The 23,869-nt window shown below is 69.6% G+C and carries 22 protein-coding genes; 15 read left to right on the top strand and 7 right to left on the bottom strand.

Annotation, left to right across the window (positions count from 1 at the left end; translation table 11 throughout):
* The first annotated feature begins 6 nt into the window (after positions 1-6).
* Genes AB0M48_RS22320 through AB0M48_RS22310 form a run of 3 tightly spaced genes read left to right on the top strand, consistent with a single transcriptional unit; the run spans position 7 to position 2,802 of the window.
* The gene (locus tag AB0M48_RS22320; RefSeq protein ID WP_363845108.1) at positions 7-654 is read left to right on the top strand and encodes a DUF2306 domain-containing protein; all 648 of its coding nucleotides are present in this window, start codon (positions 7-9) and stop codon (positions 652-654) included.
* Positions 655-656: 2 nt separating this feature from the next.
* Positions 657-1,814 carry an epoxide hydrolase family protein gene (locus AB0M48_RS22315; RefSeq protein ID WP_363845105.1) on the top strand — a complete coding sequence of 386 codons (1,158 nt, stop codon included), beginning with the start codon at positions 657-659 and terminating at the stop codon, positions 1,812-1,814.
* Entirely contained in the window at positions 1,804-2,802 is a 999-nt protein-coding gene (locus AB0M48_RS22310; RefSeq protein WP_363845102.1) for an NAD(P)-dependent oxidoreductase, read from the top strand. Before AB0M48_RS22315 ends, AB0M48_RS22310 begins: the two co-directional genes overlap by 11 nt.
* Here AB0M48_RS22310 and rfbA read toward each other — a convergent pair.
* Positions 2,752-3,627 (bottom strand): glucose-1-phosphate thymidylyltransferase RfbA, encoded by an 876-nt coding sequence (rfbA, locus tag AB0M48_RS22305; RefSeq protein ID WP_363845099.1) that lies wholly within the window; start codon positions 3,625-3,627, stop codon positions 2,752-2,754. The two genes, AB0M48_RS22310 and rfbA, sit on opposite strands and share 51 nt — an antisense overlap.
* 152 nt (positions 3,628-3,779) lie before the next feature.
* Here rfbA and AB0M48_RS22300 point away from each other — a divergent pair, with 152 nt between their 5' ends.
* Together AB0M48_RS22300 and AB0M48_RS22295 are read left to right on the top strand one after the other, a co-directional pair.
* Positions 3,780-4,883, top strand: a complete 1,104-nt coding sequence (locus AB0M48_RS22300; RefSeq protein ID WP_363845096.1) for a DegT/DnrJ/EryC1/StrS family aminotransferase — start codon at positions 3,780-3,782, stop codon at positions 4,881-4,883.
* Entirely contained in the window at positions 4,880-6,271 is a 1,392-nt protein-coding gene (locus tag AB0M48_RS22295) for an NDP-hexose 2,3-dehydratase family protein (protein WP_363845093.1), read from the top strand. Before AB0M48_RS22300 ends, AB0M48_RS22295 begins: the two co-directional genes overlap by 4 nt.
* On the opposite strand, the gene AB0M48_RS22290 is transcribed toward AB0M48_RS22295, so the two are convergent.
* Genes AB0M48_RS22290 through AB0M48_RS22280 form a run of 3 tightly spaced genes read right to left on the bottom strand, consistent with a single transcriptional unit; the run spans position 6,261 to position 10,015 of the window.
* Entirely contained in the window at positions 6,261-8,462 is a 2,202-nt protein-coding gene (locus tag AB0M48_RS22290; RefSeq protein WP_363845090.1) for a LuxR C-terminal-related transcriptional regulator, read from the bottom strand. The two genes, AB0M48_RS22295 and AB0M48_RS22290, sit on opposite strands and share 11 nt — an antisense overlap.
* The gene (locus AB0M48_RS22285) at positions 8,420-8,821 is read right to left on the bottom strand and encodes an SgcJ/EcaC family oxidoreductase (protein WP_363845087.1); all 402 of its coding nucleotides are present in this window, start codon (positions 8,819-8,821) and stop codon (positions 8,420-8,422) included. The genes AB0M48_RS22290 and AB0M48_RS22285 overlap by 43 nt, the downstream gene beginning before the upstream one ends.
* A gap of 21 nt (positions 8,822-8,842) precedes the next feature.
* Positions 8,843-10,015: an acyl-CoA dehydrogenase gene (locus tag AB0M48_RS22280; RefSeq protein WP_363845084.1), complete on the bottom strand. Its 1,173-nt coding sequence runs from the start codon at positions 10,013-10,015 to the stop codon at positions 8,843-8,845.
* 180 nt (positions 10,016-10,195) lie between these two features.
* Here AB0M48_RS22280 and AB0M48_RS22275 point away from each other — a divergent pair, with 180 nt between their 5' ends.
* The 3 genes from AB0M48_RS22275 to AB0M48_RS22265 all read left to right on the top strand — a co-directional run bounded on the left by AB0M48_RS22275 (position 10,196) and on the right by AB0M48_RS22265 (position 11,685).
* Entirely contained in the window at positions 10,196-10,750 is a 555-nt protein-coding gene (locus AB0M48_RS22275) for a hypothetical protein (RefSeq protein WP_363845081.1), read from the top strand.
* Between the two features lies 1 nt (position 10,751).
* The gene (locus tag AB0M48_RS22270; protein WP_363845079.1) at positions 10,752-11,276 is read left to right on the top strand and encodes a DUF6239 family natural product biosynthesis protein; all 525 of its coding nucleotides are present in this window, start codon (positions 10,752-10,754) and stop codon (positions 11,274-11,276) included.
* Positions 11,277-11,406: 130 nt separating this feature from the next.
* A complete protein-coding gene (locus AB0M48_RS22265; RefSeq protein ID WP_363845076.1) occupies positions 11,407-11,685 on the top strand; it encodes an isoamylase in 279 nt (92 codons plus the stop codon).
* Positions 11,686-11,915: 230 nt separating this feature from the next.
* On the opposite strand, the gene AB0M48_RS22260 is transcribed toward AB0M48_RS22265, so the two are convergent.
* Together AB0M48_RS22260 and AB0M48_RS22255 are read right to left on the bottom strand one after the other, a co-directional pair.
* Positions 11,916-12,263, bottom strand: a complete 348-nt coding sequence (locus tag AB0M48_RS22260) for a hypothetical protein (protein WP_363845073.1) — start codon at positions 12,261-12,263, stop codon at positions 11,916-11,918.
* A 216-nt stretch (positions 12,264-12,479) separates the two neighbouring features.
* Complete coding sequence (locus AB0M48_RS22255; protein ID WP_363845070.1) at positions 12,480-13,016, bottom strand: hypothetical protein; 537 nt, start codon at positions 13,014-13,016, stop codon at positions 12,480-12,482.
* A 319-nt stretch (positions 13,017-13,335) separates the two neighbouring features.
* Here AB0M48_RS22255 and AB0M48_RS22250 point away from each other — a divergent pair, with 319 nt between their 5' ends.
* From AB0M48_RS22250 to AB0M48_RS22220, 7 genes are all read left to right on the top strand, one after another.
* Entirely contained in the window at positions 13,336-14,577 is a 1,242-nt protein-coding gene (locus AB0M48_RS22250) for an aminotransferase class I/II-fold pyridoxal phosphate-dependent enzyme (RefSeq protein ID WP_363845067.1), read from the top strand.
* Positions 14,578-14,650: 73 nt separating this feature from the next.
* Positions 14,651-16,075 carry a cytochrome P450 gene (locus AB0M48_RS22245; RefSeq protein ID WP_363845064.1) on the top strand — a complete coding sequence of 475 codons (1,425 nt, stop codon included), beginning with the start codon at positions 14,651-14,653 and terminating at the stop codon, positions 16,073-16,075.
* 30 nt (positions 16,076-16,105) lie between these two features.
* On the top strand, positions 16,106-17,449 hold the full coding sequence (locus tag AB0M48_RS22240; RefSeq protein ID WP_363845062.1) for a glycosyltransferase: 1,344 nt from the start codon (positions 16,106-16,108) through the stop codon (positions 17,447-17,449).
* 91 nt (positions 17,450-17,540) lie between these two features.
* Positions 17,541-19,037, top strand: a complete 1,497-nt coding sequence (locus tag AB0M48_RS22235; protein WP_363845059.1) for a hypothetical protein — start codon at positions 17,541-17,543, stop codon at positions 19,035-19,037.
* Positions 19,038-19,143: 106 nt separating this feature from the next.
* Positions 19,144-21,180: a hypothetical protein gene (locus AB0M48_RS22230; protein ID WP_363845056.1), complete on the top strand. Its 2,037-nt coding sequence runs from the start codon at positions 19,144-19,146 to the stop codon at positions 21,178-21,180.
* Between the two features lie 270 nt (positions 21,181-21,450).
* Entirely contained in the window at positions 21,451-22,161 is a 711-nt protein-coding gene (locus tag AB0M48_RS22225; RefSeq protein WP_363845053.1) for a ThuA domain-containing protein, read from the top strand.
* Complete coding sequence (locus tag AB0M48_RS22220) at positions 22,131-23,240, top strand: Gfo/Idh/MocA family oxidoreductase (RefSeq protein ID WP_363845050.1); 1,110 nt, start codon at positions 22,131-22,133, stop codon at positions 23,238-23,240. The genes AB0M48_RS22225 and AB0M48_RS22220 overlap by 31 nt, the downstream gene beginning before the upstream one ends.
* Positions 23,241-23,258: 18 nt before the next feature.
* Here the strand turns inward: AB0M48_RS22220 and AB0M48_RS22215 are convergent, their stop codons facing one another.
* A complete protein-coding gene (locus AB0M48_RS22215) occupies positions 23,259-23,867 on the bottom strand; it encodes a TetR family transcriptional regulator (RefSeq protein WP_363845047.1) in 609 nt (202 codons plus the stop codon).
* Positions 23,868-23,869: the final 2 nt, after the last annotated feature.

Here is a 23,869-nt window from a genome sequence, read left to right as displayed (position 1 = left end):
TGGTGGATGGCGTTGGTGGCGCTCGTGGTGGCATTCTTGGTCTACGCATTACCGCCCTACTTCGACCTCGACCCGGCGAAGTCGCTGTCGCCGATCGTCGAGGGCTCGTCCATCCACTACCCCTTGCTGATCCTGCACATCGTCGCGGGCACGCTGGCTCTGCTCACCGCATGCCTGCAGATGTCGTCGTGGGTGCGGAGCAGACATCCGCGTCTGCACCGGACAAGCGGGATCGTCTACATCTTCGGCGGCGCGCTTCCCGTCGCGGTGACGACGCCCGTCCTGCTCCTGTTCTCCGGCGAGATCGCCGCGGGACCGGGCAGGGTCGGCAGGTTCGTGCTCGGCCTGCTGTTGCTGCTGAGCACGGTCGTCGCGTACCGGATGGCACGCCGGCACCGCTACGCCGACCACCGCCGGTACATGATCTACAGCTTCGCGCTGATCATGGACGGTGTCGGCACGCGGCTCGTGCTGTTCCTGCTCGGTGTCGTGCCGGTGTTCGGCGTGCAGCTGCCCTGGACCGCGCAGATCGAGCAGGGGCTGCTGTTCGAGATGGTCGGGTGGTGCGTGTGGGTGTTCAACCTGCTCGTGGCCCAGTGGTGGATCGAGCGGACCAAGCACCGGAAAGTCCTGCCCGCCAACGTGAAAGGCTGACCATGCGTCCCTTCCGGATCGACGTGCCCGACAGCCGGCTCGACGAGCTGCGCCGCCGGATCGCCGCGACCCGCTGGCCCGCCGCGATTCCCGGCACCGGCTGGGAGCGCGGAGTGCCACCGGAGTACCTGCGCGAACTCGCCAAGCACTGGTCCACCGACTTCGACTGGCGCGCGGTGGAGCGGCGGCTGAACTCCTACGACCAGTTCCTCACCGAGATCGACGGTGCGACGGTGCACTTCCTGCACGTCCGCTCTCCGGAACCGGACGCGCGCCCGTTGCTGCTCACGCACGGCTGGCCGGGCTCGGTGATCGAGTTCCTGGACGTGATCGGCCCGCTGACCGACCCGCGCGCCCACGGCGGCGACCCGTCGCAGGCGTTCCACCTCGTCGTGCCCTCCCTGCCCGGCCACGGTTTCTCCGGGCCCGTCGACCAGCCGGGCTGGGACGTCCCGAGGATCGCGAAGGCGTGGGCGGAGCTGATGGCGAGGCTGGAGTACGACGCGTACTTCGCGCAGGGCGGCGACTGGGGCTCGTTCATCTCGCTGGAACTGGCCAGGCGCGATCCGGAGCACGTGCGGGCCGTGCACGTGAACATGCTCGTCACGGTCCCGTCCGGTGATCCGGCGGAACTGGCCGGGCTGTCCGAAGCGGACTTCGGGCGCCTGGGCGGGTTGCAACGGTTCGACCAGGAGCTGTCCGGCTACCTGAAGCTGATGTCGACCAGGCCGTTGACCGTCTCCTTCGGACTGAACGACTCCCCGGCCGGCCTGCTGGCGTGGATCGTGGAGAAGTTCAAGGACTGGACGGACCCGGCGGCGGAGTTGCCGGAGGACGCGGTGAACCGGGACGCGCTGCTCGCCAACGTGACGCTGTACTGGCTGACCGAGACCGCCGCGTCGTCCGCACAGCTGTACTACGAGGCGGGCCCGCAGCTCGGGGCGATCTTCACGCCGGGCGTGCGGCCGGAACCGGTGCCCGTGCCGCTGGGCGTGAGCGTGTTCGGCGGGGACGTCGTCGCACCGGTCCGCTCACTCGCCGAGGCCGACTACCCCGCCATCACCTCGTGGTCGGAGGTGCCGCGGGGCGGGCACTTCGCCGCCATGGAGGAGCACGAGGCGTTCGTCGGCGAGGTAAGGAAGTTCTTCGGTGCGGTCTGACCTGCGCGGCCGCACGGTCCTGGTCACCGGGGCGACGGGTTTCCTCGGCGCGCACCTCGCCGGGGAGCTCGTCGCCCGCGGTGCGACAGTGCTCTGCCCGTGCCGGTCGGGAGTGCTCGCCCTGCCTCCGCACGACCGTCTGCGGCCTGTCCGCCTCGACCTGCTCGACCGGACCGGCCTGGCACGGCTCGTGACGGCCCACGAGGTCGACCTGATCGTCCACAGCGCGGCCGTGGACGGCACGCCGGAGGACAAACGGCTGCGCGCGGGCACGATGATCGACGAGAACATGCGGATGGTGTCGAACGTCCTCGACAGCGCGCGGCGGGGCGGGGTCGCGGACACGGTGCTGGTGAGCTCCAGCGACATCTACGCGGGCTCCGTGCCGTGGCCGATCAGGGAGACGGAGGACCACCACACCGACATGCGGTACGCGCAGGACGGGTTCTACCTCTCCAAGGTGTACGCCGAGGTGCTGGCCGAGCAGTACGCCCGGGAGCACGGGATGCGCGTGCACCTGCCGAGGCCCGCGAGCATCTACGGCCCAGGAGACGACTTCGGCCCGCGGTCGCTGCGGCTGATCCCACGGCTGATCTCCCAGGTGCACGCCGGGAAGGAGGTCGAGATCTGGGGGAGCGGCGAGCAGACCCGCACGTTCGTCTACGTCACCGACGTCGTCCGCGCGGTGCTGGCGATGGTCGAGCACCCGGTGCACCGCGTCGCGAACATCGGTACGGGAGAACAGGTGTCGATACTGGCGCTCGCGCATCTCGTCGGGGACGCGCTGGGCATGCCGGTGCGGATCAGGAGGGATCCGGGCAAGCCGGCGGGCCGGTCGAGCCGAGACCTGGACCTGAGCCGCATGCGGGAGATCGACGGCCGGTCGCCGGTGCCACTGCTGGAAGGCCTGCGCCGCACCGTGGCGTGGTACCGGCGGTCAGCCGCGCAGCTCGCGGGCGATCTCGATGACGTACCGGCCGTATCGTGAGTTGCCGTACCGCCGGCCCGCCGCGAGGCACGCGTCGGTGTCGATGAAGCCCATGCGCAGCGCCACTTCCTCCAGGCACGCGATGCCGACGTCCTGGCGTTGCTCCAGGGTGCGGACGTACTGGCTCGCCTCCAGCAACGCCTCGGGCGTGCCGGTGTCGAGCCAGGCGAAGCCGCGGCCGAGGTCGACCATCTTCGCGAGGCCGCGGTCCAGGTAGGCGCGGTTGACGTCGGTGATCTCCAGTTCGCCACGCGCCGAGGGCCGCACGCGTCGCGCGATGTCGACGACGTCGTTGTCGTAGAAGTAGAGGCCGGTGACGGCGAGGTCCGACCTCGGCCGCGCCGGCTTCTCCTCGAGCGACAGCAGGCGGCCCGTGTCGTCCAGTTCGCCGACGCCGTACCGTTCCGGATCGCTCACCCGGTAGCCGAACAACACGCACCCCTTGACCGCGGTGCTGTGCTTCTCCAGCACGCGCTGGAATCCGGGGCCGTGAAAGATGTTGTCGCCGAGCACCAGTGCGACCGAATCGTCGCCGATGTGCTCCTCGCCGATGAGAAATGCCTCGGCGAGGCCGTTCGGGTGCGGTTGTTCGGCGTAGTCGAGGTGGATGCCGAACTGGCTGCCGTCGCCCAGCAACTGCCGGAACAACGGCACGTCGCGGGGCAGCGAGATGATCAGCACCTCGCGGATCCCGCTCAGCATGAGCACGGACAACGGGTAGAAGATCATCGGCTTGTCGCCGACCGGGAGCAGCTGCTTCGAGATCGCGGCGGTCATCGGGCCCAGCCGGGAGCCGGTGCCGCCGGCGAGAATGATTCCCTTCACGGAACCCAGTTAACGGCAGTCGCCGCGGGAACCGGCGGTATTTGTTCGATAATGCGCTACGCGGTGCTGTAGGGGTTGCTAGGGGTTGGATCGCGGGGTGTCCCTAAATCTAATTGAGGTGATTCGCCGAAAACACACTCGGAGGTAGCGCCGTGGGAACGTCGGTGTGGGATTACCTGGCTGAGTACGAAGCGGAACGCGACGACATCCTCGACGCGGTGGACAGCGTGTTCCGCTCCGGCAGGTTGATCCTCGGTGACAGCGTCGCCGGGTTCGAGTCCGATTTCGCCGACCACCACGGCGTGCGGCACTGCGTCGGCGTCGACAACGGCACGAACGCGCTCGTGCTCGCACTCAGGGCGTTGCAGGTGGGGCCGGGCGACGAGGTGATCACCGTGTCGAACACGGCGGCACCGACCGTGATCGCGATCGACTCGGTGGGCGCCACCCCGGTGTTCGTCGACGTGCGCCCGTCGGACTACCTGATGGACGTGGGCCAGGTGGCCGCCGCGATCACGCCGCGAACGAAATGCCTGCTGCCAGTGCATCTCTACGGCCAGTGCGTGGACATGGCGCCGTTGGAGGCGTTGGCGGAGGCGCACGGCATCCCGATCCTGGAGGACGTCGCCCAGGCACACGGCGCCGCACACCACGGCCGGATCGCCGGCAGCATGGGCCGTGCGGCGGCGTTCTCCTTCTACCCCACCAAAGTCCTCGGCGCGTACGGGGACGGCGGCGCGGTCGTCACCTCGGACGACAAGGTCGAGGAACGGCTGCGGCGACTGCGCTACTACGGCATGGCCGAGCGCTACTACGTCGTGGAGACCCCTGGCCACAACAGCCGGCTCGACGAGGTGCACGCGGAGATCCTGCGCCGCAAGCTGCGCCGCCTCGACTCGTACCTGGCCGGCCGTCGCGCCGTCGCCCAGCGGTACGCGGAAGGCCTGGGGGACACCGAACTCGTGCTCCCGCGCGTCGCGGACGGCAACGAGCACGTGTACTACCTCTACGTCGTCCGCCACCCCGACCGGGACCGGATCATCGAGGAGCTCAAGGCCCGGGACATCTTCCTCAACGTCAGCTACCCGTGGCCCGTGCACACGATGACCGGCTTCGACCACCTCGGCTACGCGACGGGGTCGCTGCCGGTCACGGAGGCGCTGGCCAAGCACATCTTCTCGCTGCCGATGTACCCCTCGCTCGACCCGTCCGTCCAGGACGAGGTCATCGACGCGCTGCGCGAGGTGCTCCGATGACGAACATCGTCACGCAGATCGCGTTGTCCGCGCACGACGTCGAAGGCGGGCAGCTGGACCTGCCGGACTTCCACCGCTGGTTCGCCGACCTCGCCGAACGCTGCTACACGCGCGCCCGGCGGATCCCGCTGGACGCGCTCGACGGCTGGCACACCGTGGCGGGCAGAGGCGACATCGTGCACTCCAGCGGGAAGTTCTTCACCGTCTGCGGCATCGACGTCGAACTGCCGGGCAACGCGGTGCCGCACTGGACCCAGCCGATCATCGACCAGCCCGAGGTGGGCATCCTCGGCATCCTGGTCAAGGAGTTCGAGGGCCGCCTGCACCTGCTGATGCAGGCGAAGCCGGAACCGGGCAACCCCAACGGCCTGCAGCTCTCACCGACCGTGCAGGCCACCCGCAGCAACTACACGAGGGTTCACGGCGGTCAGGACGTGCCCTACCTCGACTACTTCCGCGACACGTCGAGGCACACCGTGGTCGCCGACGTGCGGCAGTCCGAGCAGGGCGCGTGGTTCTACCAGAAGCGCAACCGCAACATGATCGTGTCGGTGAGCGAGGACGTCGAGCTGCTGGACGGCTTCTGCTGGCTCACGCTCGGTCAGGTGCACCGGTTGCTGCTCGTCGACGACCTGATCAACATGGACGCGCGGACCGTGCTGTCGTGCCTGCCGTTCACCGGCGCCGGCAACCTCTCCGGTGCGGGGGAGGAGTTCCGGGACGTGGTCGCCCGGTCCTGCGGTCCCGCGGTGCCCGGCGTGCACAGCGAGGACGAGATCCTGCGGTGGATCACCGACGTGCGCACCCGCACCGAGGTGCGCACCCGGCTGATCCCGCTGCACGAGGTGCGGCAGTGGCATCGCACCGAGTACTCGATCACGCACGAGACCGGCAGGTTCTTCGACGTGATGGCGGTCGAGGTGCAGGCGAGCGGACGTGAGGTGCGCACGTGGACCCAGCCCATGATCGAGCCGTACGGGACGGGGCTCGCGGCCTTGCTGGTCCGCCGGATCAACGGCGTGCTGCACGCGTTCGTGCGCGCGACCGCCGAGCCCGGTTTCCTCGACGTCGCCGAGCTCGCGCCGACGGTGCAGTGCACACCGGAGAACTTCGACGTCCTTCCCGAGGCCGCTCGTCCGCTGTTCCTGGACCTGGCGGTCACCGCACCCGCGTCGTCGATCCGGTTCGACGCGGTGCTCTCCGAGGAGGGCGGGCGGTTCTTCCGTCCGCGCACCCGGTACGTGATCATCGAGGTGGACGAGGAGCTGGAGCACCCCGACTTCCGCTGGGTGGTGCCGCACCAGCTGGTGGGTCTGTTGCGGCACAGCCACTACGTCAACGTGCAGGCGCGGACCTTGGTGGCGTGCCTGCACAGCCTCACCTCGTGAGCAGCTCGCGCGGCAGGTCGTCCCGTCCGGCGACCTCCAGCTTGCGGTAGACGCGGGTCAGGTGCTGTTCGACGGTGCTGACGGTCACGCACAGCCGCAGGCCGATCTCCCGGTTGCTGTGTCCTGCCGCCGCGAGTGCGGCGACCTTGCGTTCCGCGGCGCTGAGAACCCCCTCGGCCGCACCGGGTTCGCCGGGCAGTCCAGACTCCCGGCCGGCGCGGCGGCCGAGCAGGCGGGCCTCCGCCAGCGCACCCCTGTCGCGCCGGTCGCGGCCGAGGTCGGCGAGCGCGCGGGACAGTTCGAAGCGGTCGCCCGCGTGCTCCAGGTTCCGCACGGCCTCGCGCAGCAGCCGGGGCCGGTCCGTCCTGGCCGCGATCCTGGCGAGCAGCCTCAACGCGATGCCGGTCGTGCGCGGGTCCGCGGTGGACGTGATCTCCTGCTCCAGCAGGGCTTTGGCCAGCCTGGGCTGTCCGAGCGCGAGCCTCGCCTCCGCCACGCCCAGCCGATCATCGCACGCGGTGAGATCGTCGAGTGCCGCGTGCGGCCGGTTCAGCGCCAGGTGGTGGTGGCCGCGGGCGTGCCGGTAGTGCGGCCCGAAAGCCGTGCCGAACAACGCATCGGGCACGTGGTATGGCTCCGTTTCCCGGCCGAGCGCGGCATCGGCGAGCAAGGTGAACCGCAACGGGAACCCGATCACCACGCCCCAGCCGTCCGCTGTGAGCCCGGCCAGCGCGGCTTCGGCGAACGCGGCCGTGGCGACGACGTCTCCGCGCCGCCACGCGTCCTCGGCCTGGACGCAGTCGAGCAACGCCTTCAGGGTCGGCTCGACGGCCTGCCTCTTCAGCACCGTCAGCCAGTGCTCGAACCTGGCCGGCCCGACCTGGCGCAGGGCCTGGACCAGTGCCTCGGGGGCGGAATCGGCGTGCTGCCGTTGCAGGACGGCTTCCGGGTCGACCGGCAGGAGTTCCCGCCCGGTGATGAACTCGTGGCACAACGACAGCTCGGCCGGCCGGCGAACCGGCAGACCGAGGGAGAAGTCGCCCTGCCACCACCGCGCTCGCAGCACGGCCGGGTCGAGCCCGGAGCAGGGGAGCAGAGCGCGGGCCGCCGCCGCTGGATCCGTGCGCCACAGCACCTGGCCGAGTTCCAGGCGCACGGCCCGCGCGTCAGCCGGGTCGCACGCCCGCAGCGCGAGGCGCAGGCTCTCGGCGGCCAGTCCTGAAGTGGCGGAGCGAGCCGCCCTGCGCAGCATGGCGGTTCCGCCCACCTGCTCGTCGACCGTCTGCGCGGCAACGCAGTGGGCCGCGACCTCGGTGTCCGGCGCACCCGCGTTGTGCAACAACCTCGCCGCACGCTCGTGCAACGCGACGGCTTGGACACGGGGCAGCGCACCGAGCAGGATCTCCGCCGCTCCCGGCAGCCGGAACCGCCCACCGTCCAGCAGGCCGCTGTCGGCGAGCGTGGAGGTCAGCGCCGCGGCCGCCGCCTGGTGGCGTTCGGTCAACGCGCTGAGCAGGGCCGTGTGCGGTCCGAGCACCGCGAGTCCACATGCGACGTCGAACAAGGCGGAGTCCGTGCCGTGCAACAGGTCCAGGAGTGTGCGCCGCACCACCGGGCCGACTCTGCCACCGTCGTCGCGCAGAGCGGCCAGCAGGGCGGGGTTGCCGCCGCTGAGCGCGTGCAGCTCCGGATCGGCGTCCGGGGACAGCGGGCGCAACCAGACCTGCTCCCACGTCGACAGCTCCGCGCGATGAGGGGAGTCGGTCGCCGAGTGGGTCACGACGACGCGCACGTTCGGGAACCGGCGCAGCCACACCAGGAAAGCGACCGACTCGGAATCCGCGTGCTGGACGTCGTCCACCGCGACGAGGGTTGGCCGGGTCGGCGAGAGGCGGGGAGCCAGCTGGTGCGCGATGCCGAACGGAACCGTGCGCTCGGACGGGACCGCGGTCGCGGACACCACCTGCGCGCTGGACCGTGCGAGGGCCGCGCGCAACAGGGCGGTGCGCCCGCACCCCAGGCCACCGTTGACGACGACCTGCGGTGAACCGGACAGCACCGCGCGCAAGGCGGTCGCGCGTTCGAGCAGGGAATGGGGATCCGTGCTCCGCCGGGAACCGTTGTTCGACCGGCGGGGCACGGACCGGGTCAGGCGTTGATCGGTGTGTTCTGGTACGCGGCGATCAGCCATCGGCCGTCCTGCCTGGCCAGTACCCAGGTCGCCCTGATCGCGCGTTCCGGTGCGACCGCCGTGTCGCCGGGCGCGAGCACCCCGCCCTGCGTGACGATCACGCCCGCGTCCTCGCCGAGGTAGCGCGCGTCGAGCGGCTCGCCGAAGACGCGCGTGCCCTGGTACGGACCGGCGAACGCCTGCGTCATGAACCCGCGGATGCCGTCACGGCCCTGCAGGAAGATGTCCTTCGGCAGGATCAGCGTGGCGTCCTCGGTGAACAGCTCGCTGAACGCCGCGCCGTCGTTGGTGGCCCAGGTCTCGATCATCTTCGTGGGCAGTTCGTGCATCTGCTCCGCACCGAGTTCGGTGACCGACATGGTGAGTCCCTTTCAGCTGGATCAGAGGTAGTCCGTGTTCGGTTCGAGGCCGCAGAGCACTCGCCCGTACAACTCGTAGTTGGTGTTGGGGTGCATGAGCGCGTGCATGTTGAGGGCCTGGACGTCGCGCAGGATCCGTTGGATGGGCACGGTGTTGTAGAGCGATGAACCACCACTCGCGGTGGCCAGCACCTCCACCGCCTGCTTCGAGAGGTCGAACACGCGGCCGAGGGCGACCCTCGCGCGGGCACGCTCGTGCACGGACCACGGTTCGTCGGCCTGCCGTGCGTCGATATGTTCGGCGAGCCGGGTGGCCTGGAACGTCGCCTCGTCGATCTTCATGGCGGCCTCGGCGACCTGGAGGTGCGTGATCGGTGCCTCGCGCTGGCTCTCGTACTTCGTGTAGGTGATCTTGCGGTTGGGCAGGCGGTCGAAGAAGTTCTCCTTGGCCGCGTTGGCGAGGCCGATCGCCGCGCCGGTGAACGTCGCCGAGCCCGTGACCATCAGCGGAGCGCGGAACATCGGCGAATCCGCGTTGGCCTGCGAGGCGTACTGGCCCTGCAGCACCATGATCAGCGGCAGCACGCGTTCGGCGGGAACGAACACGTCGTCCGCCACGGTCGTGACGCTGCCCGTGCCGCGCAGGCCGTACGGGTGCCAGTCGTCCACGATCCCGAGATCGCTCATCGGCACGACGGCCATCAACGGCCACAGGCTGCTGCCGTCCGGAGTCGGCCCCATCGCCAGCACGACCTGCCACTTGCTGTGCAGAGCGTTGCTGACGAACTGCCAGCCGCCCTTGACGGTGATACCGCCGTCGACCGGGGTCGCCATCGCCGTCGGGCTGAGCACCGAGCACACCCGCGAGTCCGGGTCGGCGAACACCTCGTCCTGCACGGCGTCCGGGAAGAGGCCGGCGAGCCAGCAGCTGACCGCGTTCACCGCCACGTTCCAGGCGGCCGATCCGTCGCCGAGCGCGAGCTGGCTGATCGTTTCGAACGTCGTGCCCGCATCGGTCTCCAGGCCGCCGTACCGGGTGGGCACCCGCATCCGGTAGGCACCGGCCTCGGTCAGGGCGCCCACCACGTCGTCGTGCAGGCGGCGGTTCTCCTCATGCCACAACGCGTGCGACTGCAGCAGCGGAACGAGTTTCGAGGCGTTCTGCACGAATTCCGTGCGCGACTGGGAGTTCAACCTGTCCTCCGGAAAGTGTGGGTGGATGTCCCGCTCGATTACTTTGGCATTAACGCACCGCCGAGCGCTTCTCTTGGATTGCAGAATCGGTCGCGGAACCTGCGCAATCTGGAAGAAGGACGCCCGCTGGACGCCCAGTAACGTCCGGCTGGCCCGTCGCCTCCCGGATGGAGCTGATGCATGACAACTCACGCCGGGGCGCCGTCAGCGCCCGGCTCACTCAACGACCGCTGGCACCGACTCGCGCTCAACGTCTTCCTGTTCGTGGTGATCGCGCACTGGGCCGAGCACATCGTGCAGGCGATCCAGGTGTTCGTGCTGGGCTGGCCGCGTCCTCAGGCGGGCGGCGTGCTCGGCCTGTGGATTCCGTGGCTGGTCACGTCCGAATGGATGCACTACGGATACGCGGTCATCATGCTCATCGGATTCTTCGCACTCGCTCCGGGTTTCACCGGGCGCGCGAAGAAATGGTGGAAAATCGCGCTGTGGATCCAGTTCTGGCACCACTTCGAGCATTTGCTGCTGCTGATCCAGGCGTTGACCGGACGAAACCTGCTCGGCGGTCCGGTACCGATCAGCATTCTGCAGCTGGTGCTGCCGCGCGTCGAACTGCACCTGTTCTACAACCTGGTCGTGTTCGTCCCGATGGTGGTCGCGATGTACTTCCACCTGCGGCCGTCCCCTCAGGACCGGGCCGAGATGCGCTGCTCCTGCGCGGTCGGCGCGGCGGCCTGACGTGCACGACCACGGCTCGACGGTGCCGGTGGTGTTCGGGCCGGTGCTGCTCTACCTGATCGGCTACTTCTCGGTCCCGGCGGTGGCGGGGTTCGCTCTCATGCGGATCGTGACGCCACCGCCGCGCCGGGCCGACGCACTGCTGGTGACGGGCGCGTCGACGACCACGTTCCTCGTGGCGATGCTGCTGTACCCCTCGCTGGCACTGCCACCCCAGGCGATCGTCCTCCTGCTCGCCGCGGGCATCGTCCCGTTCGCGGTCTGGTGGCGTGCCCCGCACCTGATCGCGCGGGTGGTACCGGTGGCGCCGTACCTCGTGGCCGCCGCGACCACGACGGCGCTGCTGTGGGCGACGGCCGACCGGTCCGGTGGCTACCTCGCGGCGCTGACCGCCGTGTCCTGGCTGACGTTCTGCGTGCCGAGGTCGCGTGCGGGCCGGGTCGTGCTGCGACTGACGGCCGGAACTCTCGCCCTGTCGGTGGTGGCGTTCACCGGAACGGTGGCGGCGTCAGGTGCCTGGCTGTAGAGGGCACCCGCGGGATCACCCGATCCGGCGACCTCACGCCCGCCTCAGGCGCGCCGACTCGTCCGATGTGGACGTGACCGGCAGGCTGTCGCAGCGTCGCGAGTGGAACACGTGGAAGGAACGACAGCGGATGATTCGAATCGTGCCCACCAAGGACGAGCACGTGCGGGTGACCTGGGCGCTGCCGCGGCACGAGCCGGCGGGACCGGTGAGCGTGGTCGGCGACTTCAACGGCTGGACGCCGGGAGCGACCGAGCTCCGTGCCCGTTCCAACGGCCATCGCACCGCGGCGGTCGTCGTTCCGCGGGGCACGACGCTGCGCTTCCGCTACCTCGGTTCGAACGGCCACTGGTTCGACGACTCCGACGCGGCGGCCCAGGACGACCACGGCTGCGTGATCACCGTCTGACGGGCCCCGAGTGGGCCAGCGAGTGAAGGTTCAGCCGGTGGCATCTGGTCGCTGGTGAGTGCGAAGTCGAGGACGTCGAGGTTCTCGGCCATCCGGCCGGCGCGGACGGACTTGGGGAAGACCTCTGCAGGCGCATCGGCCGTTTCAACGAGGCGAAAGGCGCCAGGGTCCGTAGACCTGGGGTCGTAGCTCACGCGAACCTGCCGAGCAGTGCTCCAGGCCTTCGCGGATCAGTCGGCGAGGCCGGGAAGGTGGTATCCGGTGTGGTCGTCCCACTCGATCTCGTAGTCGTCGAGGGTGAAGGTCCAGTCCGCGTCCGGCACCGCGCTGCGCAGCGCCGTGACCGCGGCCAGCCAGTGCACCAGCGACGGGATCGCCCGGTCATCCGCGCCGGGCAGCTTGGTCGACCCGTCGAGCACCGTTCCCGGCTCCAGCCGGTCGTAGAGGTACAGGCCCTCTTCTTCCCGGGAGAACGGCGCGTTCGCGTTGTAGGTGTCGACGACCTGGCCGACCGCCGTGAGCTCGGCGTCGGTCAGCGAAGTCGAGCGGCGAGCCGTGTAGTAAAGGGAGACGCCCACGCGGGCCACCCTAGCGGGCTCCACTCAGGACGGGTGCGAAACGACAGATCCGCGCTCGTACCTCGAGATCACCGGCTTCACGTTCCGCCCGCGTCAGGTGTCGTCAGCTGTTGCGCAGGACGCGGTACGCGAGCCGGGGCGAGAGCCGCAGGAGCGTTCGCAGCAGGCGGACCTTGCCGATGTGGATCTCGTCGGAGTCGCGACCGAGGCCGGCGATCACCGCTGCGGCGGCGTCAGCGGGGCTGATCTTGCCGCTGCCGAGGTGAGAACGCCGTCGGCGTAGACCACCTGGTGGTGCGGTTCGAGTGTGACGACGACCCCGCGGGCGCCGATCGCTGTCATCAGCGCCGCCAGCACCCCGAGCACGAGCACGTCCTCGGCGGGCTCCGGCCGGGCTCCTGATCGCCCGACGTGCTCGGCGACGAGCTGATCAGCACCCGCCGCGCGGACGACCACGCGATGACGGGAGTGGACGAAGCGCTCGAGCCGGCTCCACCGGCCGAACAGGTCGGAGGGCGTGCCGGCGGCCGTGAGGGCTGAGATGGCCGGATCGGGCGGTAGCTGGGGGAGGTGCTGCCCGACGCGCAGCAGCAGGAGCAGGCCGTGCGTCTGCGTGATCTCCTTCAGCAGCCGGCGCTTCGCGGCGAGCGGCACGAGCGCGCCGACCGGTGTGGGAGCCGGGACCGCGATTCCTTCCGCGGTGAGGGCGTGCTGCACCGCGGCGACCAGGACCGCGCTCGCGAATTCGTCCACCGCTCTCCCTCAGCTCCGATTTGCCACGGGAGAACACTAAGTCAGGTCGCGAACGCGTGTCTTGAAGGATCACGCCAGACTTTCCGGCTCGGCGACGACCCGAAAGCACGCGTGTGCCACTTCCGACAATAGGAAACGCAGACCCGCAACCGCTTCAGGCAGATCTCTTTCGTATCTGCGAATCATGCGGCCAAGGAGAAACTCTTCTCGGCTGTGCGATTACTCAGTAATGGGCGGACAGTGGTGTTCGGTGTAATAGCGTCGGTTTCATCAGTCGTGCGTGACTCTTAGCGGAGCAACGAACCAGGAGTGTTCGGCCATGGGTGAGACTGGCATCATCGGAGGCACCTCGAGCCTCGTGCGTGAACCCGTTGTGGACGCTTTCGCCGGTCTGCGGGCCCCGCGTCGCGCAGACCAGGCACGTGCTTTGGGCCTGTACCCGTTCTTCAAGGCCATGGCCCGGCACAGCGGCGGCACCGTGGTCGTGGACGGCGAGCAGTACGTCCTCACCGGTTCCAACGACTACCTGGGACTGACCCAGGACGAACGGGTGCGCAAGGCCGCGCGTGCCGCCGTGGACGACTTCGGCATGTCAACCTCGGGATCGCGGTTCCTGACCGGCACTCTCGAACTCCACGAGACCCTCGAGGCCGAACTGGCGGACTTCCTCGGAAAGGAGTCCGCACTGGTCTTCAGCGCCGGCTTCCTCTCGACCGCCTCGGCCGTTTCGACGCTGGGCGGACACCGCAACGTCCTGTACTTCGACCGCGAGAACCACGCGAGTCTGATCGACGGCTCGCGGCTGATGGCGAACCGCCCGCGGCGCTTCGAGCACAACGACGCCGCCGATCTCGAGCGGCTTCTCAAAGAGGACGAAGGCCTGCCGGGCGGACGCGTCGTCTACACCGAAGGCGTCTTCTCGATGTCCGGCCACATCGGCGCGATCCCCGAAGTCGTGGAGGTCGCCAAGCGGTACGGCGCGCGGGTGGTGTGCGACGACGCGCACGCGACCGGCGTGCTGGGGCCGCGCGGCGAAGGGTCGCACGTCCACTTCGACGTGGCTGACGACGTCGACGTCGTGGCGGGCACCTTCTCGAAGGCGTTCGCGTCTGTCGGCGGGTTCCTGGCGGGCACGGCCGACGTCATCGACTACGTCAAGCACACCGCACGGTTGCTCATCTTCAGCACCGCTCTGCCCGCTCCGAACATCGCTGCCAGTCTCGCGGCGTTGCGCATCATGCGCTCCGAGCCCGAGCACCGCGAGCAGATGTGGTCCAAGGTCGACTTCATGCGCCAGAACCTCCTGAGTCTGGGCTTCGACCTGCTCGGCTCCAACAGCCCGATCATCCCCGTGCTGGTCGGGGACGAGAGCACCGCTTTCCAGTTCTGGCGCGGGTTGTGGGACGAGAAGGTCTTCGCCACACCGGCCATCCCCCCGGCCGTGCCCGACGGCCGGAGCCTCATCCGCACCAGTTTCAACAGCGCGCACACGCTCGAGCACCTCGAGCGCACGCTCGGGGCGTTCGAGAAGGTGGGCCGTGCGTTGCGGGTGATTTCTTGACGCACGTTCGGCCGAGGTGACCGCCCCGCCCTCACGCACTGACACCCGACTCGCGACAGGAAAGGGAACCGGCATGGCGGTTCACGAACACGAGACGCGCCGCTTGTCGATCAGCACGGTGCCGGTGCCGCGCTGGCTGGAGTCGCGGGTACTGCGAGGCGGAGCCGCGCGGACCGAGCACCTGGCCGCGCCGCCGCCGGGCTCGGGCCTGCGGGCCGTGCCCGGAGACCCCGGCCTTCCCGTGGTCGGTCACGGGCTCGAGTGGATGCGGTACGGCCCACGGTTCGAACGCGCCAGGGTGACACGGTACGGACCGGTGTCGTGGATGAAGGCGTTCGGCATCAGGATGGCGATGGTGGGGGGCGCCGACGCCACCCAGGCGGTGCTCACCAACAAGGACAAGGCGTTCTCGCAGTCCGGGTGGAACCTGTTCTTCAACCCGTTCTTCCGGCGTGGCCTGCTGTTGCTCGACGACGAACACCTGCAGCACCGGCGGATCATGCAGCAGGCCTTCACCCGCCCCCGGCTCGCCGCCTACGCTGAGGTCGCCGGCCAGGTCGCCCGTGCGGGACTCGCCGGCCTGCCGGCCCGCTTCGCCGTCCACCCGTTGATGGGCCGGCTCACCTTGGAGATCGGGTCGCAGGTGTTCATGGGGAGCGCCCCTGGCACGAACGAGCCGGTGCTGCGGGCGTTCAAGGCCGCGGTCGACGGCACCACCGCACTGGCGCGGTTTCCCGTGCCGGGCGGCAAGTGGCAGGCGGGACTGCGCGGCAGGAGGACGCTCGAGGAGTACTTCACAGACGCCCTGCCAGGTAAACGGCACAGCGCCGGCAGCGATCTGTTCTCGGTGCTGGCCTCCGCACGGGACGAAGACGGCCAGCGGTTCACCGACACCGAGGTCGTCGACCACATGATCTTCCTGATGGTGGCCGCGCTCGACACCTCGGCCACCACGCTGACGGCGGCGATGTACCACCTGGCCCGCCGGCCGGAGTGGCAGGAACGGGCCCGTGCCGAGTCCGCCGCCCTGGGGCCGGCACCGGACATCGACGGTCTCGACCGGCTGACCACGCTCGACCTGGTGGTGAAGGAGTCGCTGCGCCTGGTCGCGCCGGTGCCCACCTTCGTGCGCAGGACGGTCCGCGACGTCGACCTCACGGGCTATCACCTGCCGGCCGGCACGACCACGGTCGTCATGCCCGCCGCCAACCACCACGACCCGGCGTACTGGCGCGAACCCGACGCGTTCGACCCGGACCGGTTCGCCGAACCGCGCCGGGAGGACCAGTCACACCGGTTCGCGTTCGTGCCCTTCGGCGGTGGCGCGCACAAATGCATCGGGATGGTGCTGGGCTTCCTGGAGGTCAAGACGATCCTGCACGAGTTGTTGCTGCGCCACCGGTGGCGGCTGCCGGAGGGCTACCGGATGCGGTGGGACTGGTCGAACACCCCGTTCCCGGCCGGCGGTCTCCCCGTCCATCTCGACCCCATCACCTGACGCGTCCGGTGTGGACCGAAGGAGACTTCAATGAGAGTGGCGATACTCGCGCACGGTTCGCGGGGAGACATCCAGCCGATGGTGGCGCTCGGCGACGAATTGCGGCGCCGGGGGCACTCGGTGGTGATGACGGTGAACGAGAACCTCGCGGCGTGGGTCGAGCGCGCCGGCATCGACGTCGTCCCGATGAAGCCGGACATGAACGCGCTTCTGACCTCCGACGCGGCGCGGAAGAACATGGCACGCGGGAAGGTCCTCGCGTTTCTCAAGGCGATGACTCTGGAGGAACGCGAGGCGAACCGGTCGATCATCGACGCGTGCGTCACCGCGGCCGAAGGCGCGGACCTGGTGATCTCGACGATCACGACCGTGTACCGCGGCGAGTGCCTTGCGAAGGCGCTCGGTGTGCCGCACCGCACGTCCTCCCTGTATCCGGTCCTCGACGCGGGAAATCACGCGAGCTTCCTCTCACCTGTCCGAGACCTGCGATCGCGCCGGCTGAACCTGGCCAGCTGGCGCTTGCTGGACATCGGCTTCTGGCAGGAGAACAAGCCGAACATCGACGAGATGTGCGACGTGCTCGGCATCGCGAGGTTCAAGCGCCGCCCGAGCGTGGAGCTGATCCCGTCGGTGGCGATGTTCAGCGCGGACGTCGCGTCGAGGCCGGCGGAATGGCACCAGCGGCACGAGATCGTCGGGTGGCAGGCACTGTCCGCCGACCTGCGGGCCCGTCTCGGCGAACAGGTGCCGGCCGGTCTGGAAGCCTGGCTGGACGCCGGCAGCGCACCCGTTTTCTTCGGCTTCGGCTCAACGCCGGTGGCCGACCCCCCGGCCATGTTGCGCGACATCGCCCGGTTGACGCGAGAGCGGGGCTTGCGAGGGCTGATCTGCGCCGGATGGAGCGATTTCGGTGCCGACGGCGCTGAGCTGCCGGACCACCTGCACCTCGCCAACAACGTCGACTTCGACGCGGTGCTGCCGCGGTGCCGGGCCGCCGTGCATCACGGCGGGTCGGGCACGACCGCGTCCGTCCTGCGCGCGGGTCTGCCTTCCGTCATCGCCGGAGTGCTCGCCGACCAGGCCTACTGGGCGTGGCGCATCGAGAAGCTCGGTGCCGGCGTGCGCCTGCCATTCCACAAGATCACGGTGGACCGGCTCGGCGCCGCCGTGGACGCGGCGCTGGCACGGACCGCCCAGGCGAAAGAACTAGGCGCACGGGTCTCGGCGAACACCGTGCAGCCAGCCGCCGCGGACGTGGTCGAGCGCTGGGCCGCGGAGCTGGGCATCCAGCGGGGCGGTGCTCGAGAGCGGCTTCGTCGTGAACCGACCGCGAACCTGGCCGATGTAGGGCCAGACCTTGGTTCTTTCGAGTAGTACCAGCGACTCGGCCGTTGCACGAGTGCGGGGAGCGGCGATCTACCTCGGGACGCGCAAGCGTCAGCCACGAGGAGGAGGACCCCGCGCGATGAAGTTCAAGACGGGATTCGGTCCGGGCGCGACGATTCTGTGGGACACCGACTGGGCGCCGGAACGCAAGTCGAAGGACGTGCAAGAGCTTTCCAACGGTACGCGGGTGTTCCTGCTGAGCAACATGGTCAAGAACAGGGCCGACCAGAAGGTGCTCGACGACCTGAACCTGTTGCTCGACTCGGTGCTGCGGCAGCTCGGCAACTGTGAGCGGCGGGACTTGCATTCCCTGCGGGCGACTCTGCCGCTCATGCAGGCGCAGCAGCACATCCCGGCGGTGGAGAACGCGGTGCGGGCAGCGGTACGCCCTGCCGACACAGGTGGTGTTCCACCGCAGAAGAAGACACCTGCGGGGAAGACCAAGGTGATCGCCTTCAACTACAAGACCGGGCATCAGGACGCGCGGAAGGGCACCGAGTTCGACCACGCCCGGTTCTTCGCCGACCAGGCACGCGCGCTCAAGCTGGGACTGCGGGTCCTCACCACCGAGGGTGGGCGGCGTGACCTGTTGAAAGACGACGTGTTCAAGGGCCTTGACCCGCAGTGGACCATCGTTGACCAGGTGGCCTCCGAGTGGGCCGAGGACAGCGTCGAGTTCCTGCAGTCCGGCGAGGTGGCGGTGCTGGAGGAGTTCGCCTCCGGCGCGCTGCGGGCAGGGCTGGTGGCCGGGCGCCGTGCGCGATGGGCGGCCTTGCTGGACCCGAACCACGTGAACGACGTCCTCGATGCGACCGAGTCGAAGAAGTGGGTGCCGGAAGGGCTGCTGGTCGTCGCGGGCCGGACCCGCGAGATGGTCGAGTTGGCGCTCGAGCGGCAGCACCGCACGGCGAGGCACCTCCGGTTCTACGCCGAGGGCGGCAACCTGATCGTCGGTGAGAACGCGGCAGGGGAGACGATCGCGCTGGTAGGGCGGGACTCGATCGCCGCGACCGCCGGCGAGTACCTGTTCGTCGACGACAACCCGGTGCTGGCGCTGATCGCCGAAGACCTCGGTATCCCGGTGCAGCGGGTGATCCCCGTCGAGCAGCCGGGGAAGTTCCACCTGGACATGGGTCTGCTGTTCGTCGGCAAAGGCGTCGTGCTGCTCAACGACAGCGGGGCTCAGCTCGCGGAGGCGGAGACCAGGCTCGCGACTTACCCGAACGATGCCACTCGGCGGCACGCGGCGAAGCTGCGTCTCCAGTGCGGTCTGGAGACGCTGGCGGCGCGCGACCTCGCGGCTGGAGGGTTGACGGTGCACCGGCACAAGCTGGAAAGCGACTCCCTCTACAACTTCTTCAACGGCGAGTTCGTCGCGGACGCGGGTGATCAAATTCATTACCTGACCAATGGCACGGACAACGCGGCGGCCTTGAAGACCTTCGCCAGTTTGCTGGTCGATGAACTGAAGATCGCCGTGGCCGTGCACACCAGTCCGGCCGGCTCGGCCGCGCACAGCCTGGAGAGTCAAGGCGGCGTCGGCTGCCGGATCAAAGGCGCTCCCGGCCCACGCTGAATTCCGCAAACCTGTGCGACATCGCGGCCGTCAGCGCCGAAACACCTCACGTGCCGGCGTCCGATCTGGTCAGATGGTGCGCATGAGCACCTGGGGGAGAACAATCGTGCTCGCAGTCGCGCTGGTCGCCACACTTGTGGCGCCGGCGCACGCGAGCAACCAGATCAGCGTGTCCGCGGCAGAAGTGACGCTGGCGCCGGGCCAGAACACGGCGTCGGTCGGCGTCAGCTGGCACACCGACGGCAACCAGACGGTCCAGATCTGGATCCGCGAGACCGGCAAGGCCGCCAAGCTGTGGCGGCAGGAGGTCAACGGCAGCGCCACCTGGCCGTACCTCCACAACGGCACCACGACGACGTTCGAGCTGCGCGGTGGCCCGAACTTCGGCACCGTGCTGGGCACCACGAGCAGCACGGGACGAGCGCCCGGCCGGCTGAGCGCCGACCGCACGCACCTCGCGCTCGCGCCCGGTACCACCGGCACGATCGACCTGTCGTGGGCCACGGCGCTGAGTGACGCCCAGGTGTGGGTGTCGCACAACGGAAACCCGCAGAAGCTGTACGCGCAGGGTCCGTCCGGGACGGGCCGGATCACCTGGATCAGCCGTGGCACCACCGTGTTCACGCTGTGGTCCGGCACCGCGCAGGAACACCTGCTCGACACCCTCGTCGTCACCGCGGACTCCGGCGCGTCAGCCTCCTTCGACCGGCCCGTGGTCGTCGACCCGGACGGCACCGGCAGCGCGACCGTGCGCTGGACGGGAGGCGAGGCGCGGCTCGTCGGCGACGACGGCACCGAGACGGTGCTCAGCGGCGGATCGGCCGCGATCAGCACGCGCGGCGAGGACCGCAAGGTCGTGCGGGTCTACGAAGGCGGCTCGGTGGTGACGCACGCGAGCGTCACGATCCTGCGGAACGCGCGCGGCTGGGCGGGCTTCAACTACCTGCCGGAGCACGAGAAGCGGTACCAGGAGTACCTCGACGACGCGGTGTGGCCGCAGGTGCGCGACCAGGTCGCGCACGACTTCGACGTGATGGCGTCCACCGGCGGCACCGTCGCGAGGGTCGTGCTGTGGCCGGAGAAGAGCACGAACGCGGCAGCGCAGGCCCGCAACCTCGCCGATCTGGCCGGGATCGCGAAGCAGCGCGGCATCCGGCTCGTGGTCGCGTTCGCCAACAGCTGGCTGACCAACCCGAACTGGCAGGGCGACCGCACCAGGTGGCCCGAGTTCGCCATTACCGGCGCGAACTGGATGAACACCTACATCAACGCCCTCGAGCCCGGCGGCGCGGTGCTGTACTACGACCTGCAGAACGAGACGTCCGGCGTGCGGGGCAACCAGCCGAACCTCCACAGCGCCTACGTGGCAATGGTTTACGACCGCACGGCGGCGCCGAGGGGCAAGCGCGGCGTGTCCGTGATGCACGCGTCGACCGACGGCGCGGACCTCGCGGCCGCGCTCGTGGGCAAGCCGGTGGACTTCGTCGACGTCCACGGCTACGGCAACCTGGACGTGCTGGACGGGGCGGTGCGCGGACTGCGGGAGAAGTTCCCGGCCGGCACCGTGCTCGTGGGTGAGATCGGGAAGACCGCGTCGGGCGAGCAGCAGGAGCGCGAACAGGCCGACTACACCGGGCGGTCGCTGCAGACGACGGACGGCCTGCAGGTGCCGATCACGATGGCCTGGGAGCTCTACGACGACCCGCGCACGCCACCGCACCCGAACAGCATCGCCTTCGGCTACCTCACGAAGGACCGCGCCAAGCCGGGATTCGGCGTGCTGTGCTCGCGCTGGAGCCTGGTGCCCGACTGCGGCACCCTCCGCGAGGCCACCTCAGCGCAGCCGGCGACCCTGGAGGTGCACTCGACCGTCGCGGTGCGGCCGGGAACCCTTGCGCCCAACGCGATCCTGCGCGGCGACGGCGCCGCGAGGCTCGTGCTCACCGAGCTCGACGAGGCGGGCCGCGAGGTGGCCACCACGCTGACCGAGCCGGTGGCCATCGGCACGGCGGGCCTGAACTACCTGCGGCACCAGCGATCCGACGTGCGGCTGCGTGACGAGACCCGGTCCGTGCGGATCACCGTGCGGGCGGAGGGCTCGACGCGACTGCAGGTGGACGCGCTGACCGCGGCCGTCAGGTGACCGGCACCCACAGCTCGATCACGGTGTGCCGCCGGTAGAACTCGACGAGCGGCCGGGAGGAGTTCCAAGGGCCCCAACGCCTTGAGCTCCTCCACGGCCGGTCCGACCCGCTGTCGAACGGGGCGGGCCCCGAGCGTCGAATGAATCGACTGGGACCCCGGTGAGCGCGAGCCTGATCTTGACCAGCGGTGGCGTGCGCGGCAATGTGCAGTCCGGAGCGCCGATCGAGCTGTTCCGAGACGTGCGGTGAGCGGTTCCCAGGGGGTGAGCGTGGCGCAGCCGAAGGCTCTGGTGGTCCGCGGTGGGTGGGAAGGCCACCAGCCGGTGGAGGCCACCGAGTTGTTCATCCCGTTCCTGGAGCACAGCGGTTATGCCGTGCGGGTCGAGGAGTCGCCCGAGGTGTACGCCGACGCCGCCGAGATGGCGCGCACCGACCTGGTCGTGCAGTGCGTGTCGATGTCGCAGATCACCACCGGGCAGCTGGCAGGGCTGCGCGCGGCGGTCGAGGCCGGCACCGGTTTCACCGGCTGGCACGGTGGCATCGCGGACTCGTTCCGCGCGTCGTCGGACTACCCGCACCTGGTGGGCGGCCAGTTCGTCACGCATCCCGGCAAGGAACCGTGCGAGCGCCAGGGCGTGCAGGAGGACAACTACCTGCCGCACGCGGTGAACATCACCGCGCTCGGCCGGGAGCATCCGATCACCGCGGGCATCGAGGACTTCGAACTGGTCACCGAGCAGTACTGGGTGCTGCACGACGATCTGATCGACGTGCTGGCCACCACGACCCACCCGGTCCGGCCGTGGCATCCGTGGCACCGGCCGGTCACCTGCCCGGCGATCTGGACCCGCCGGTGGGGCGCCGGGAGGATCGTGGTGACGACGCCGGGGCACAGCCTGGACGTGCTGGAGCACCCCAGCGTCCGCGCCGTCATCACGAGGGGGATGTTGTGGGCGACCCGCACCGCGTCGGCATCGTAGGTCTCGGGTACATCTCCCGCACATATCTGGACACGCTCGGCACCCACCCCGCGGTGCGCGTCACCGCGGTCGCCGACCTCGACCCCGCCCGCTCGGCAGCGGTAGCCGGCGAACTCCCGGACACCGAGGCGGTCAGCGTCGAGCGCCTGCTCGGTGCTGAGGACGTCGACACGGTGCTCAACCTCACCGTTCCCGCGGCCCACGCCGACATCGCGTTCCGCGCGATCGACGCGGGCAAGAACGTCTTCGGCGAGAAACCGCTCGCCGTCACGTTCCCGGACGGCCGAGCGATCATCGACCGGGCGGCCGCGGCCGGTGTCCTGGTCGGGTGCGCACCGGACACCGTTCTCGGCACGGGGACGCAGACCGCGCGAGCGGCGATCGACGGCGGGCTCATCGGACGCCCGCTGTCCGCATCGGCCGTGATGGTCACGCCGGGGCACGAACGCTGGCACCCCGACCCCGACTTCTACTACACCGCCGGCGGCGGTCCACTGCTGGACATGGGGCCGTACTACATCACCGCTCTGATCCACCTGCTCGGCCCGGTGCGCACGGTGCTCGGCGCGGCCAGTCGCCTGCGCACCGAGCGCGTCATCGGCTCCGGCGCGCGGATGGGCCACCGAATCCCGGTCGAGGTCGACAGCCACGTCTCCGGCGTGTTCGAACACGCCAACGGCGCGCTCTCCACCATCACGACCAGTTTCGACGGGGTGGCCACCACCGCCGCGCCGATCGAGGTGCACGGCGAGATCGGCACGCTCGCGGTTCCGGACCCGAACCACTTCGACGGCGAGACCCGTCTCTTCCCGCTCGGCGGCACCGGATGGCGAACCCTTCCTCCCAGCGCGGGCTACACGGGCGCAGGGCGGGGAATCGGCCTCATCGACCTCGTCACCTCCGGCGGGCAGCGGCGGGCGCCGCGCGCCGGTGGTGACCTCGCGCTGCACGTGCTCGAGACGATGACCGCCCTGCTCCGAGCGGCGGACGAGGGGCGGCGGATCGAGCTGACGACCACGGTGGAGCGGCCACTTCCGGTGCCGCTCACAGCCGTGGACGAGTGGTCCCTCAGCCGTTGACGACGCTGTCACGTCACCTCAGTCGAGGGCGTGGTCGCGGCCGGCCTGCAAGATCTCGTCGGACAGCGATGGCTCGACGTGGCGCACCGCGCGGGCGAGCATCATCGTCCCGACCAGCTCGCCGAGCAGGCGGATGGCCCTGCGGCGGGCCTGGTCCGGGTCGGGCGTCTGCCCCTTCGCCTCGGCTTCGCGCAGGAACTCGGCGGTGAAGCCGGCCAAGTAGCCCTCGACGCCCCCGGCGTACGCGCGTTGCACCGCTTCGCTCTGCCGCCCGGCATCGGTGACCAGGGCGCTGGAGGGACAGCCGCCGTCCTCGGCATCCCGGTGGGCGGCGGAGAGATAGCGGGCGACGACCCGCTCCAGCGGGGAGCCGGCCTCGTCATGACCGTCCTCGATCTCCTGCGCCAGTACCCCGAGTGACGCGGCGAACGACGTACCGCACACCTCCACGGCCAGGTCGTTCTTGGACGCGAAGTGGTTGTAGAAGCCGCCGTGGGTCAGGCCCGCTTCCTTCATGAGCTCCGCGATGCCGACCGCGTCGATGCCCTGTGAGCGGAACATCCGGCCTGCGGCGTCGACGATGTTCTGCCGGTTGCGGACTTTGTCTTCCTTGGTGATCCGCGGCATGG

This window comes from Lentzea sp. NPDC051208 (assembly GCF_040682435.1).
Classification (GTDB): domain Bacteria; phylum Actinomycetota; class Actinomycetes; order Mycobacteriales; family Pseudonocardiaceae; genus Lentzea; species Lentzea kristufekii.
Note: the sequence above shows the minus strand (reverse complement) of the source record. Positions and strands in the feature narration are given on the sequence as shown.